At 68.5% G+C, this 13,004-nt stretch carries 14 protein-coding genes; 8 read left to right on the top strand and 6 right to left on the bottom strand.

Features of this window, described 5'->3' with window-relative positions; genetic code table 11:
• Positions 1-59: 59 nt before the first annotated feature.
• Positions 60-602, bottom strand: a complete 543-nt coding sequence (locus tag PVK37_RS21840; protein ID WP_275029495.1) for a hypothetical protein — start codon at positions 600-602, stop codon at positions 60-62.
• Between the two features lie 59 nt (positions 603-661).
• Here PVK37_RS21840 and PVK37_RS21835 point away from each other — a divergent pair, with 59 nt between their 5' ends.
• Positions 662-1,054, top strand: a complete 393-nt coding sequence (locus tag PVK37_RS21835) for a VOC family protein (protein WP_275029494.1) — start codon at positions 662-664, stop codon at positions 1,052-1,054.
• Between the two features lie 358 nt (positions 1,055-1,412).
• Here the strand turns inward: PVK37_RS21835 and PVK37_RS21830 are convergent, their stop codons facing one another.
• Positions 1,413-1,667, bottom strand: coding sequence for a DUF2283 domain-containing protein (locus tag PVK37_RS21830; RefSeq protein ID WP_275029493.1), 255 nt, complete (start codon positions 1,665-1,667; stop codon positions 1,413-1,415).
• Between PVK37_RS21830 and PVK37_RS21825 the strand changes: the two genes are divergently transcribed.
• The gene (locus PVK37_RS21825) at positions 1,648-1,878 is read left to right on the top strand and encodes a hypothetical protein (protein WP_275029491.1); all 231 of its coding nucleotides are present in this window, start codon (positions 1,648-1,650) and stop codon (positions 1,876-1,878) included. The two genes, PVK37_RS21830 and PVK37_RS21825, sit on opposite strands and share 20 nt — an antisense overlap.
• 8 nt (positions 1,879-1,886) lie before the next feature.
• On the opposite strand, the gene PVK37_RS21820 is transcribed toward PVK37_RS21825, so the two are convergent.
• The 3 genes from PVK37_RS21820 to PVK37_RS21810 form a co-directional block, all read right to left on the bottom strand.
• Entirely contained in the window at positions 1,887-2,351 is a 465-nt protein-coding gene (locus tag PVK37_RS21820; RefSeq protein WP_275029490.1) for a DUF3237 domain-containing protein, read from the bottom strand.
• 70 nt (positions 2,352-2,421) lie between these two features.
• Positions 2,422-2,889: a MarR family winged helix-turn-helix transcriptional regulator gene (locus PVK37_RS21815; RefSeq protein ID WP_275029489.1), complete on the bottom strand. Its 468-nt coding sequence runs from the start codon at positions 2,887-2,889 to the stop codon at positions 2,422-2,424.
• On the bottom strand, positions 2,886-4,124 hold the full coding sequence (locus tag PVK37_RS21810) for a flavin-dependent oxidoreductase (protein ID WP_275029488.1): 1,239 nt from the start codon (positions 4,122-4,124) through the stop codon (positions 2,886-2,888). The genes PVK37_RS21815 and PVK37_RS21810 overlap by 4 nt, the downstream gene beginning before the upstream one ends.
• 250 nt (positions 4,125-4,374) lie before the next feature.
• Between PVK37_RS21810 and PVK37_RS21805 the strand changes: the two genes are divergently transcribed.
• From PVK37_RS21805 to PVK37_RS21785, 5 genes are all read left to right on the top strand, one after another.
• The gene (locus PVK37_RS21805) at positions 4,375-5,349 is read left to right on the top strand and encodes an ABC transporter substrate-binding protein (protein WP_275029487.1); all 975 of its coding nucleotides are present in this window, start codon (positions 4,375-4,377) and stop codon (positions 5,347-5,349) included.
• Positions 5,350-5,356: 7 nt separating this feature from the next.
• On the top strand, positions 5,357-6,127 hold the full coding sequence (locus PVK37_RS21800; protein WP_275029486.1) for an ABC transporter permease: 771 nt from the start codon (positions 5,357-5,359) through the stop codon (positions 6,125-6,127).
• The gene (locus PVK37_RS21795; RefSeq protein ID WP_275029485.1) at positions 6,124-6,939 is read left to right on the top strand and encodes an ABC transporter permease; all 816 of its coding nucleotides are present in this window, start codon (positions 6,124-6,126) and stop codon (positions 6,937-6,939) included. Before PVK37_RS21800 ends, PVK37_RS21795 begins: the two co-directional genes overlap by 4 nt.
• The gene (locus PVK37_RS21790) at positions 6,932-7,732 is read left to right on the top strand and encodes an ABC transporter ATP-binding protein (protein WP_275029483.1); all 801 of its coding nucleotides are present in this window, start codon (positions 6,932-6,934) and stop codon (positions 7,730-7,732) included. Before PVK37_RS21795 ends, PVK37_RS21790 begins: the two co-directional genes overlap by 8 nt.
• A gap of 566 nt (positions 7,733-8,298) precedes the next feature.
• Positions 8,299-11,259, top strand: a complete 2,961-nt coding sequence (locus tag PVK37_RS21785) for an immunoglobulin-like domain-containing protein (protein WP_275029482.1) — start codon at positions 8,299-8,301, stop codon at positions 11,257-11,259.
• 126 nt (positions 11,260-11,385) lie between these two features.
• Here the strand turns inward: PVK37_RS21785 and PVK37_RS21780 are convergent, their stop codons facing one another.
• A complete protein-coding gene (locus PVK37_RS21780; RefSeq protein WP_275029480.1) occupies positions 11,386-12,591 on the bottom strand; it encodes an MFS transporter in 1,206 nt (401 codons plus the stop codon).
• A gap of 234 nt (positions 12,592-12,825) precedes the next feature.
• Here PVK37_RS21780 and PVK37_RS21775 point away from each other — a divergent pair, with 234 nt between their 5' ends.
• Positions 12,826-12,993, top strand: coding sequence for a hypothetical protein (locus PVK37_RS21775; RefSeq protein ID WP_423791132.1), 168 nt, complete (start codon positions 12,826-12,828; stop codon positions 12,991-12,993).
• Positions 12,994-13,004 lie beyond the last annotated feature (11 nt).

The raw sequence follows: 13,004 nt of genomic DNA, 5'->3' as shown, positions 1-13,004 counted from the left end.
AGTCGACGGACGGCGTGCCGGTAACCCATGCATCCCGGTCCGGCAGAACCTCACGAGGCTCACCTCACTGCGACAACACGGTCAGCGCGACGGCGCACGAGGCGGCGGGAACTGTGGCCGTGCCTGGCGAGGACACGGCCAGTATCGTCCAGCCGCCATGTCGCAGCGGCCACGCGATCCCCGGCCAGCCACTCCTCCCGCACAACAGGCCGTCTCAGTTGGCGCAACAGCCAGGCAGCGGCCCACTCCGCGTAGTTCTCATGGCTGGCCCGTACCCCGACCACGGTCAGGTTCTCGGGATCGTTGCCGTCGTGGTCATCCAGAAGGTAGTCGTCGCCCCAAACACCTTGGAGTACCTGTCCGAGCGGTCCATCGGTCCAGTAACCGACCTGCAGGGTGCGACGCCGGATGGTGAGCCCGGGAACATCAACGTCGACGTACAGCGGCGCCAGCCACAACTGCGACGACGTGTCGTCCTCCGGCGAGAGCCCGTCGACGGCCCAGCAGGATGCTTCCCGCCGAAGCCGTTCCAGGAAAGCGACCTCCCCCTCGTTGCGACCGACCTCGTCCGGGAACCATCGAACCCCAACTGCCTCCACCACCACTCGATCATGCCGCCACCAAGGCGCCTGGGCGGTCCGACCCCGGGTACGCTGCCGCGATGCGAATCGACCTGGTCGCCCTGATCGTCGACGAGTACGACCCGGCGATCACGTTCTTCACCGACGTACTCGGCTTTGACCTCGTCGAGGACTCCCCATCTCTGACCAACGAAGGGCGACCCAAGCGGTGGGTCGTCGTCCGGCCGCCGGGTGCCCAGACCGGGATTCTGCTCGTCCGCGCAGACGGACAACACCAGCGCGCCGCCGTCGGTAACCAGGCAGCCGGCCGAGTCGGGTTCTTCCTCCGCGTCGACGACTTCGACGCCGCACACCTGCGTATGACGCAGGCGGGTGTCACTTTCGTCCGGGAACCACGCACCGAATCCTATGGCCGAGTCGCGGTCTTTCTCGACATCGCCGGCAACCGGTGGGACCTCCTCGGCACCGCCTGACGTCGCCGCACGCCAGCCGGGGCACCGAGGCGACCCCATCCTGATCCGCCGCTTCAGGTGGACTGGTGTTCATCACGGATGGTGGCGCACGGTGATGCCGGCTGTCTCCCCTGCTTCGGCTCGCGGTGTCGTGCCTGGCGATCAACTCGTTCTGCGCGCCGCGCTGTCGGCCTTCCTGGGCCGCTACCGTGGCCAGACTCGCGTGCACACCGAGTCCGACCTGCGAGTCTTGCGGTGATCGTGACATCACACGACGCGGAGCTGGTTGCCCTCGGGTCCTGCATGACGACATGACCGAGCACGTCGCCGTACCGCTCCTCCGCTTCCGACATCCGGATATGCCGCATGCGGGTTGGTTCTACTGGCTGCTCGTTGCTCGCTTGGTGATGTCTTCGGCAGCCGCTAGAAGCTCTGGGGCAAGTTTCGCGCGGGCGTCCAGAACTTCGACGCCAAGGAGTCGGCCCGCTGCGTCGAAGTCCAGATTGATCATCCCGTCCACCTCGACGGGGTCACACGGGTACGTCTTGATCGCCGGTGCACCCTCGCTATCTGGCTGAAGGTAGATATAGACCGCGTCAGCTATCCCGTCGTACGTGATCCGCAACGGCACCATGCCGTTGAGTCTCGCAGCATCGGTTTCGCCGCAGACCTCGGGAGTACTCATCGGCGGTGAGCAGCAGGCCGCGCTCGTGGGCGTCAACCATCCGATCCAGTCCGGAGCTGAGCTGCTGGAGACGGTCGATCAGTTCGATAACCTGGGCGCGCTGCGCGCGCAGGGCGCCGACCACGCGCCCTTGCTCACTGACGATCAGCTGATCGCCTGAAACACGCCCTACGTGACGCGGTAGGCGGTGTAGCGCACCCGATCGGTCTCGCGTACTGCCGACGCCACGAAGACGCACTGCTCCAGGACGGCCAGCGTGGGCACCGACGTCTCCAGTCGTACGCCCAGCCGGAAGTAGTACTCGGAGGGGTCGACCGCGTCGCCGCGGAGCAACGCTTCGAGGATCTCCGGGCGGCCGCTGCGGACGCCGAACGTCCGGATGTAGACGTGACCGCCGTCGGCGGTGCGCGCCGAGTAGCGCGTGTCGATCTCGATCGCGCCGTCGGGGCGGACCAGCTGCCAGTCGGCGCCGCCAGGAAGGATGTCAGCCTCGAAGAGGCCGGTGACCCGGCCACCGACGACAGGCACCACGCGGCGGTGGCCCGTCCGGGTCATCCCGTGGTCCTCCAGCGTGCCGAGCCGGGCCTCCACCTCGAACGCGGCCTCCAGACCGGGAACCGCCGGGGCGCTCACGGGTTCCCGGCCGGCAGCTCGACGCCGCGGGGGCGGAACTCGACGTGGCGGATGCCCGGTTGGCGCGTACTCATGGCGCGTCCTTGGCATGCGCGAGGGCGTCGCGGAGGCGTTCCAACGCGGGCACCGCGGCGGCGAGCGCCGCGCGGTCCGCCGCCGGCAGGGTGGCCGCGGCGCGGGCGACCAGGTCTCCGCTCGCGAGGTCGAAGCGGTCGAACAGGTCGAGGGCCTTCGGGGTGGCGAGGACCTCGATGTGACGGTGGTTGCCGGGACGGCGGCGGCGCTCGACGAGACCGTTGCCCTCCATCGTGGTGAGGAGGTTGCTGACCGTCGAGCGGCTCAGGCGGAGTCGTTCGGCGAGTTCGCCGGGACCGGACACCGTGCCCCGGGGCAGAGCCCGCACGATCTCGATCTGCGCGTCCGGGATCTCCGGCAGGTGCTCGGTGGCCCGGGCGGCGGCGAGCAGCGTGCGGCGCAGCGGTGAGATCACCGACGCGAGTCGCGCCGCGTCCAGTTCGGTCGCTTCCGCGCCGGTCACGGCAGGACGCCCGAGAAGGCCGTCGGCGTCAGGGAGGCCCGTTCGTTGAGCTCGGCGGGCAGGAAGCCGGCCGTCTTCTTGTACCCGGTGGCGATCTCGGTGAGCTCCTCCGGCGGGATGACGTCGTGGATGTGCTCGAACCCGTCCGGCGCGCGATCGTGGGCGAGCACCATCACCTGTTCCGGGCCCTGCCGCCGGTTGCTCAGCACGAGCGCGGTGGTCGCCGGCCGCCGGTCCGCCTCGTAGGCGCCGAGCGCCTGCCGCACCGTCGGCGCGGTGGCGAGGTGGAAGGCGAGGGTACGCGCGTCCAGGATCGCCTGCGACGCCCCGTTGGAACCGTTCGGGTACATCGGGTGCGCCGCGTCCCCGAGCAGCGTCGTGTTCCCGTGGGTCCACACGTCGATCGGGTCGCGGTCCACCATGGGGTATTCGAGGATCTCGTCGGCGGCGGCGAGCAGTTCCGGCACGTCGAGCCACGGGAAACGCCAGTCCGCGAAGAGCGAGACGACCGGCGCGGGGTCGACCGCCCGGTTCCAGTCCGCGTTGGGTCCGGCGAATCCGGGCCCGCGCCGCTCGGCGACGACATTGATCAGGCCCGCGCCGATCGGGTACGCGACGAGTTTCTGTTCCGCGTCCCCCGCCATGATCATGGTCCGCCCGTCCAGGAATCCGGGCGCCCGTGCCGTCCCCCGCCACAGCGTCAGCCCGTTCCACAGCGGCGCTCCCTCGCCGGGCCGATGGTGCCGGCGCAGCGCGGAATGGATGCCGTCCGCTCCGACGATCAGGTCGGCCGCGACGCTCACCTCCCCTGCTGCCGTCTCGAAGCGTGCGACGCCGTCCCGGACGCCGACGAGCCGGTGCCCGGTGCGTACCGCGTCGGCACCCAGCCGTTCCCGCACCACGGCGAGGAGCTCCATCTGGAACCGGCCGCGGTGCACGGAAAGCTGCGGCCAGCGATAGCCTGCGTCCAGTCCGCGCGGCTCGCTCCAGATCTGCTGACCCTTCCGGTTGTAGTAGGCCAGCGTGCCGGGCGTGGCGCCCAACCTTTCCACGCGTTCACCGAGACCCAGTTCGTTGATCTCCCGAACGGCGTGCGGGAGCAGATTGATCCCGACGCCGAGCGGGCGCAGCGCGGCGGCGCGCTCGTAGACGGCGATGTCACGGAAGCCGGCCCGGTGCAGGCTGAGAGCGGTGGTGAGGCCACCGATACCAGCCCCCACGATCACGATCGCCACGTCGTCGCTCCCTCCGCCGCCGCACCGCCAACCGCACAGTTTGGTCACAAAATCGTCATGCGTCAAGGCGTTTCCCAGCAGAATTCATATCGAGGCAAAGCGATCGACCAGCAATGCCGATCTTCATATAAGAATTCTTGACAATCAATCACCTCTGCATGACGCTGATCGACGCGGTCGGATGCCCAACCCCACCTTGCCGGCCCCACTCCTCCGGATGCACCAGCGCTTCGCACGGAAGGGCCCGTCCATGAAGAAGGTCACCGCCCTCGCTGTTCTCGCCAGCGTCGCGATCGCCCTGACCGGTTGCACGGATTCCGATGCCACCGGCCCGTCCCCCGGAGCAAGCGGCGACCTACGCAAGGTCCGCGTGGCGGCGCTACCGATCAGCGAGACCGCCGCCCTGTGGGGTGGCATCAGGGCGGGCATCTTCCGGGAGCAGGGGCTCGATGTGGAGGTCGTGCCCGCACAGGGCGGCGCACAGGCCATCCCGGCGCTGATCAACGGCGACATCGACTTCGCCATCGGTCAGCCGTTCGGCCCGTTCCGCGCCGATCTGCAGAACCTCGGTGTGGTGATCATCGGGAACTACGCGTCGTCCTACGCCGACGGTGACGACATCAACGCCGTCCTGACGACGGCGAGGTCGGGCATCACCCGGCCGGCCCAGCTCGCCGGGCGCACGGTGTCGGTCAACAGCCTGGGCGCCGCCGGCGATGTCACGATCATGGCCGCGGTCGAGAAGGACGGCGGTGATCCCACCAAGGTCAAGTTCGTCGAGGTGGCCTTCCCGGACGCGCCGGCTCAGCTCGCCGCCGGCAACATCGACGCCGCCTGGGTGACCGAGCCGTTCATCACCCAGCTACGCGAACGCGGTGACGTCCTCGTGGTCGCCCCGTATCAGGCCACCGTTCCCGGACTCACCACCCTGACGACGATCACGTCGACCAAGCTGAGGGAATCCGACGCCACACTGGTCGCGGACTTCTCGTCGGCGATGAAGAAGACGCTCACCTGGGCCAAGGATCCGGCCAACGAAGCCGACCTGCGTCAAGCCATCAAGGACAACCTCGAACTGCCGGACGCGGTAGCGGATTCCGTACGGCTCCCGGCATTCGGGTGGGAGCTCGACCGGGGCGGCCTGGAGCAACTCGTGACGCTCGCCCAGAAGTACCGCGTACTCGACCGGCGACCCGACTTCGACCGCCTCGTCCAGCAGCAGTAGCCGGCCGATGCGCAAGATCCTGCTGGGCGCCGTGGGCCTGCTGGGGTTCCTCGTCGGCTGGCAACTGATCCCGACACTGGGACTGGTCGACCCGCACTACCTGCCGTACGTCACGGACGTGTTCGGGTGGCTGTCCCAGGAGGTCCGCGACCTGGCGTTCTGGCGGCGAATCCGGCTCACCATGACGTCGTGGGCGATCGGTCTGACGGTGGCGACGCTCGCGGCGGTCGCGCTGGGGACGGTGGTCGGGATGGTGCCGTTCCTGCGCCGCGCGACGCACACGACTGTCGAGTTCCTGCGGCCGGTGCCGTCGGTCGCGCTGATCCCCCTCGCCGTGCTGATGTTCGGCCTGCAGATGCGCGCCGCGCTCGTCATCATCGTCTACGCGGCGTTCTGGCAGGTGTTCGTGCAGGTGATCTACGGCGTCGCCGACGTCGACGCCGTGGCCCGGGACACCGCGCGGAGTTTCGGCCTCACCCGCCGCGAACGTCTGCGGTACCTCGTCCTTCCGACCGCTCTGCCGTACCTGATGACCGGCCTGCGTCTCGGCGCGGCGGTCGCGCTCATCCTGGCCGTCACCGCCGAGATGGTGATCGGCAACCCCGGCCTCGGGCGCGAGATCGAGCTCTCCCGCACCGCCGGGGACGCCGTCGGCCTGTACGGCCTCGTCGTGGTCACCGGGATCCTCGGCCTGCTGGTGAACGTCGTGTTCCGCGTCGTCGAACGCCGCTCGCTGGCCTGGCACCAGTCGGTGCTCTCGGACGAGGCGGCCCGATGACCGCGCCCGGCGAGGGAAGGGCCCGCCCCCGGAGCCTGGGCGTCAGGGTCGCCGAGAACCTCCTGTTCGCGGTCGGGCTGCCCGTCCTGGCCATCGGGCTCTGGGCCGTCTGGTCCACCCGGTCGACGAACCGGTTTCTCGTCGGCCCGCACACGCTCCTCGACGCGTTCCGGCAGACCTGGATCGGCCCGGCGATCGTCGACGACGTCCTGCCGAGCGTGTACCGGCTCCTGGCCGGCGTCTTCGCGTCGATCCTCCTCGGCGTCGCCGCGGGCGTCGTCATCGGCAGGCTCCGTCCGCTACGTGAGATCCTCGAGCCACTGCTGGAGTTCTTCCGCGCGATTCCGCCACCCGTGCTGATTCCGGTCGCGATGCTCCTGCTCGGCATCACCGACACGATGAAGGTCGTCGTCATCGTGTCCGGCGCGATCTGGCCGATCCTGCTGAACACGATCGAAGGCGTCCGAGCGACCGACAGCGTGATGATGGAGACCGCGCGCTCGTTCCGGATCTCCCGGTGGGACCGACTGTGGCTGGTGATCCTCCCGGCGGCGAGTCCGCGCATCATGACCGGCGTACGGCAGGCGCTCTCGGTGGCCCTGATCCTCATGGTCATCTCGGAGATGTTCGCCTCGTCCGCCGGTCTCGGCTACCGGATCGCCTACTTCCAACGGAACTACCTGATCGCGGAGATGTGGAGCGGCATCCTCCTGCTCGGCCTCATCGGCGTCTTCCTCGCCGTGGTCTTCGGTGTCGTCGAACGTCGCGTCCTGCGCTGGTACCACGGATTGAAGGAGGTCACCCGTGGCTGACGGGAGTCCCCTGCTGAGGGTCGAGCACCTGCGCAAGGTCTATGCCTCCGGCCGGGGCGAGGTCGAGGCGATCGGGGATCTCAGCTTCACCATGAGCCCTGGCGAACTGGTGTGCATCGTCGGTCCCTCGGGCTGCGGAAAGACCACTCTCCTGAAGTGCCTGGCCGGGCTGCTCCGGCCCACCAGTGGCCTCGTCGAGATGGAGGGGTCGCCGGTGACGGGCCCGAGCCCGGCGATGGCCGTGGTCTTTCAGGAGTACGGCCGCAGCCTCTACCCGTGGCTGACGGTAAGGGGCAACGTGGAGCTCCCGCTTCGCCACAAGAAGCTCTCCCGGGGCGAACGTGAGCGGATGGTCGCCGACGCCCTCGACGCGGTCGGGCTTCGGCAGTCGGCGCGGAGCCATCCGTGGCAGCTCTCCGGTGGGATGCAGCAGCGGGTGGCGATCGCCCGCGCCATCGCGTACCAGCCGGAAGTGCTGATCATGGACGAGCCGTTCGCCGCGGTGGACGCGCAGACCCGCGCGGACCTGGAGGATCTCGTACGGGAGCTGCACCTGACCCGCAGGATCTCCACGGTGTTCGTGACGCACGACATCGACGAGTCGGTGTATCTGGGCGAACGCGTGCTCGTCCTGTCGAACTCACCGACCCGGGTGCAGGAGGACCTCGTGATCGACCTCCCGCAGGAACGCGATCAGCTCACCACCCGGGCCCTGCCCCGGTTCACCGAACTGCGGACCCACGTCTACGAGCAGATCCAGCAGGCCAAGCGCGGCACGCGGTCGGATCGGTAGTTCTCGACAGATCTGGTTCAAGAACCAGGCCGGACGAGCCTCGACCTCGGCCGTGACCTGGGCGGCGACGTCCTGGTGATGCGAGAGTCCGACATCGTCGAGCGCGGGCCCGCCCAGCAGGTGCTCGCCACGCCGTCGCACTCCTACACCCGCCGGCTGCTGGCCGCCGAGCCCGGCCGGTGGCAACACCCGTCGGTACGCGGCCGGAGCAGCGGGACGCGGGAGCGGATCGACGACTTCGGCGCCGGCCGACCTTGCCTGGTCGACCAGCCGGTCCATGGCCCGCCCGTGGGCGCCCGTCGTGAACCGGCCCTGGTAGTGCTTCGACGGCGGCAACCCTCGCCTACCGATGCCGTCCCGCAACGCCGGGGGAAGCCGCACGGAACCCCCGGAACGGGCACCTGCTGGGGTGCTGGCTGGTGCGAAGCACGACTTGTCCACCGGAGACCCCACTCCCCGACCTCGGCCACCCCGCATCGTCTCGTTGACCTGGCACTACGCCGTAGTTAGCGTTAACAACCCTTGTCCATTTCAGAGAGATTTCCACGTCGAGCAAGGAGGATCAGTTGAGATTGCGACAGCAGAGGTCACGTCCCCGGCTGCGTCGGAAGGGTGGAGGTGTCGCGGTCCTGGCACTGGGTGCGCTTCTTGCGGTCTCGTTCGCACCGACGCCCTCGCACGCTGCCGACGAGCAGCTCACCGAGGGTCTGGTGCACCACTTCGCCCTCGACGAGACCAGTGGGACGACGCTGGTCAACTCGGGCAGCGCGGGCTCGGCGGCGAACGCCACGCTCGTGAATCCGGAGAAGGCGAGGTTGACCGGCGACGGAGTCAGATTCAACCCCGACTCCTACGAAGGCGCCCTCGACGGCGGGTACGTGGCGCTGCCGAACAACCTCACCGCGGGCATGTCGAACCTCACCGTCGACTACGACGTGTGGATCGACCCGGCGAACGTCGGCGAGCACCAGATGTGGAGCTTCGGCGCGAAGTCCGGCTCGTGCGACGTCGACACCGGCGCCCAGGGCTCCATCTTCGCGTCGAACACCCAGCGGTTCCGGGTGGCGGTGGGTTCGGCGAACCTCCAACAGAACCGGGTCCGCATGCCCGAGAGCGCGTGGACTCACGTCACCTACACCCAGTCACTGAACGCGAACGGCACGAGCTGGACCGGCCGGCTCTACCTCGACGGCGTGCTGCATGCGACGTCGACGAACCTGACCACGCCGCCGTCGGTGAACGCCGCGGGAACCAACTGCAACTTCCTCGCCCGCTCGCAGACGTCGGGCCACTACTCGTTCCGCGGAACGATCCGGGACTTCCGGGTCTACGACCGGGCGGTGAGCCTCGACGAGACACTCGCCCTGGCGCGCAGGACCGTCTCCGGCGGCGTTCGCGCCGACGCCGCCGCCATCGACCTCGGCCTGACCAGTGCGGTCGTACGGGACATGGTTCTGCCCAAGGTGGGCTCCGTGGCCGGCTCGGCCATCACGTGGACGAGTTCGGACCCGTCGGTCGTCCAGGTCTACACGCCGCCTGCCCTCGCCAGCGCCCGCAAGGTTCCGGTGACCGGCAGAATCACCCGACCCGGGCAGGGGCAGCCCGACGCGACAGCCACGCTCACGGCGACCGTCCGCAAGGGCGGCCAAGAGGTCACCACACGGGAGATCCCCGTCGTGGTGAAGGCCGAGTTCGACGACGCGCAGGCGGTCGACCGTGACACGTTCGACCTGACCCTGTACGCCGCGGACGACGTGCGCGGCAATCTCGCCCTCGCTGCCGACGGCGAGTTCGGGTCCACCATCACCTGGACGTCGACCACTGACCTCGTGACCCCGACGGGTGAGGTGACCCGCCCGGCCTTCGGCCGTGCGGATGTCGCCGCCACCCTGACGGCGACCATCACCAAGGGTTCGGCCTCGAAGACGAAATCGTTCCCGGTGACCATCACCGCCATGCCCCGTTCCGAGGAGCACGAGCGGTACTTCATGGGGTACTTCAAGGGTGAGGGAATCGCCGACGGCGAGCAGATCATGTTCGCCACGTCCAACGGGAACACCGCCCTGGACTGGACCGGTCTGACCGGAGGCCGGCCGTCGCTCATCTCCCAGCTGGGCGACCAGGGCCTTCGTGACCCGCACATCGTCCGCTCACCCGACGGCGACACGTTCTACATGATCGCCACCGACCTGAACTGGTACGACCAGGGCGGATACGCCATCAACGACACCCAGTACATCGAGGTGTTCGAGTCGCACGACCTCGTGCACTGGACTCCGCAGCGGCACGTGAAGGTCGCCCCCGACAACGCGGGCAACGCCTTCGCACCCGAGTCGCTGTGGGTCGAGGAGATCGGTGCCTACGTCGTGTTCTGGGCGCAGTCGCTGTGGAACGACCCCGTGAACCGCACCGGTCAGGGCAACGCGCAGATGTGGTACGCCACGACACGCGACTTCCAGACGTTCTCCGCCCCCCAGGTCTGGCAGGACCCGGCTCCGCTGTCGCGGATCGACACGACCGCGATCCGGGTCGGTGACCACTACTACCGGGTGACCAAGAACGAGGCCGGCAACCAGGGCTCGGACATCTTCTCGGAGAAGCACACCGACTTCCTGGACAGCAACATCAACAACTGGACGTTGGTCGCGCCGGCGCTGGGGCGCACGACGTGGGTCGCCAACCAGGGGTACGAGGGGCCGGTCGTCTTCAAGGCCAACCCTGGTGACACCTCCTGCCCCGGCCAGTTCTACCTCTGGGGTGACCGGTACACGAACGGTGGTGGATACCAGGCCGCGTGCCACGAGAACATCGAGGCGACGACCTGGAACGCCAAAGCGATCACGATGACCAACGCGGGCGTCGTCCGTCCGCGTCACGGCACCGTGATCCCGCTCACCCTCCGTGAGTGGAATGACATCCGTGGGATCCCGAACAGCGACGTCACGACCACCACCGAGGTGGCTGTCGAGCCGTACGCGAGCGGGGCCCAGACGACCACGGCCACCGCCACGGTGAAGGCGGCCGACGGGTTCGAGACCGGCGGTCAGGTGCGGTTCAGCATCGGCTCGTGGTCGCAGCTCGCCCAGCTGAGCGGCGGCGCGGCCACGGTCACGCTACCGACGGGTCTGCCGACGGGTGCCCGGACGGTCAAGGTCGAGTACCTCGGGTTCGACTACCTGAAGGCGTCGGCCGGTACGGCGTCGTTCGAGGTGCCCGCCGGCCCGGCCGCCGTCAAGGTCCGGGCGAAGGCCGCGCCGGCGTCGGTTGTCCGCGGGGACACGTTCCGGCTGAACGTGACGGTCGGGCCCGGTGGTGGGCAGAAGCAGAACGCTCCGACCCCGACCGGCGAGGTCACCGTCACCTTCGGCGGCACCGCGCAGGTCGTGCCACTGGCGGACGGGAAGGCCGTCGTCGAGCTGCAGACTGCCGACCTGCGGCCCGGGGGCTACCGGGTCCACGTTGCCTACTCCGGCAACCCGACCTACCAGCCCTACGCCGCCGACTACCAGAAGTTGACGGTGCGATAGCCGGGTCAGGCACCCCCGAGGCGAAGAGGAGCGGGCGAGATCAGTTGATCTTGCCCGCTCCCCACTGCTGTTGACGCCTTCGGTGGGGCCGTTGCTGTAGGGAAGCGTCGAGACCGTGGACGACGTTCACCTTCCGCTGGTCCGCGGGCGTGGAGTACCGGCCTGAGCGGGAGCCCGGGGAGGGAAAGAGAGCTTCGCGACTGCGGCGATAGCGAGGGCCACGCCTGTGATGACTGCCGCAGTCCATCCCACGGCGGCGATGTCGTACCTGTCCAGAACGAACCCGCCGATCGCTGCCCCGAGGGCGATGCCGGCGTTGCAAGTCGCGTTGACCCAGGCACCCGCGAGCTCGGGTGTCGTCGCATCTGCCGTGACGGCGGCGGCCTGGTAGATGGGAGAGACCGCGCCGAAGGCGGCGTTCCATACCGCGCAGGCAACCACGGTCGCGATCAGGGCGGGATGTAGCGCGGCGGCAGCGGCCATGCCGACGGCCATGACAGTCACGATGCTCAGCAGGCTTCGTCGTGGAGCGGCATCGAAGTGGCGGCCGGCGACGATCAGAGTCACCAGCCCGCCGCCGCCGAAGCCGAAGAGGAGGGGGCCGAGTGCGGCGGTTGATGCGCCACCGGTGAGAAGCAGCACGGTGATGTAGGTGAAGAGCAGGTAGTGCCCGAGGTAGACGAGTCCGTTCGATGTGAGCACCGTGGCGAAGCGTCTCCACGTTCCTGCCCGGTTCGATGTCCGGCCTCGGGTAACCGGGACGGGAGGGATTGTTGTCGCCGCGAGCAGGAGGGTCAGCGCTGCGCACCCGGACACCATGGCGAACGCCCCGCGCCAGCCAAGAAGCGTCCCCAATGAAACGCCGAGTGGCACACCTAGGACGAAGGCGGCGGAGACGCCCGCGGACGCGATGGCGAGGGCTCGTCCCGTTAATCCCGGTGCGACGAGGCGTGCTGCGTAGCCGATACACACCGAGAAGAACAGTGCGTGCGTGAGTCCCCCCAGGACCCGTCCCACGGCGATCAGAGCGAGGTTGGGTGCTGCCATCGCGCAGGCGTTGCTGATGCCGTAGCACGCGAGGCATGCCAGCAGAAGTGGCTTCCGCGGCAGCCGAGCGGTAAGCAGGGTGGCCGGAACCGCCAGCACGGCGACCATGACCGCGAAGAGCGTGATGAGGAGCCCCGTCTGACTCTCGCTGACGAGGAACTCGTCGCCGATCAGCGGCAGCAGGCCGATCGGCAACATCTCCGTCGTCACGGCGACGAACGTTGCTGCCATGAGCGTGAGAAGGCTCGGCAGGGCGGCGCGAATGGTTGGAGCGGGCACCGCCATGCATCGAATCTATCCAGAAGCCGATCTAGCGACAACCCAGGGTTGACAAGATCTGGCCTCCCATTATTCCAGTCGTAGCTGTGATCTGGAGTATTGCCAGCTCATGGCATGATCCGTGCCGAAGTGCCGCCGATAGGGCAGCTGTCGATGTCAATGCTACGCGCCCGTTGGCTGATCGATCGCACCGCGAGTCTGTTGTGGTCGGTCGGAGGCCGGGGCAGGCTCTTGCGCTGTGTGTTGGTCGATGAGATCGTCGGGTGGCGGGCGAGTCTGGACGACCTGCTCGCCCGGATCGCGCACCGGTTCGGTCGTGCGGAGCCCCGCCGGCAGGCGCTCAGCTACCTGGTAGGGTTGCTGTCGCCGTTGGTGGTCAAGAACGGCTGGAGCCTCACGAGACCCTGATCCGCGTCGCG

Origin of the sequence: Micromonospora cathayae (assembly GCF_028993575.1) — a bacterium.
GTDB classification, from domain to species: Bacteria; Actinomycetota; Actinomycetes; order Mycobacteriales; family Micromonosporaceae; genus Micromonospora; species Micromonospora cathayae.
This window is presented reverse-complemented; position numbering and strand designations above follow the sequence as displayed.

What these genes read in the sequence shown, in the direction of transcription:
- PVK37_RS21830 (WP_275029493.1), bottom strand. Translation starts at nt 1,667, where the DNA reads ATGGTGCCGTTGCGGATCACGTACGACGGGATAGCTGACGCGGTCTAT.
- PVK37_RS21795 (WP_275029485.1), top strand. Translation starts at nt 6,124, where the DNA reads ATGACCGCGCCCGGCGAGGGAAGGGCCCGCCCCCGGAGCCTGGGCGTC.
- PVK37_RS21780 (WP_275029480.1), bottom strand. Translation starts at nt 12,591, where the DNA reads ATGGCGGTGCCCGCTCCAACCATTCGCGCCGCCCTGCCGAGCCTTCTC.
- PVK37_RS21805 (WP_275029487.1), top strand. Translation starts at nt 4,375, where the DNA reads ATGAAGAAGGTCACCGCCCTCGCTGTTCTCGCCAGCGTCGCGATCGCC.
- PVK37_RS21835 (WP_275029494.1), top strand. Translation starts at nt 662, where the DNA reads ATGCGAATCGACCTGGTCGCCCTGATCGTCGACGAGTACGACCCGGCG.
- PVK37_RS21800 (WP_275029486.1), top strand. Translation starts at nt 5,357, where the DNA reads ATGCGCAAGATCCTGCTGGGCGCCGTGGGCCTGCTGGGGTTCCTCGTC.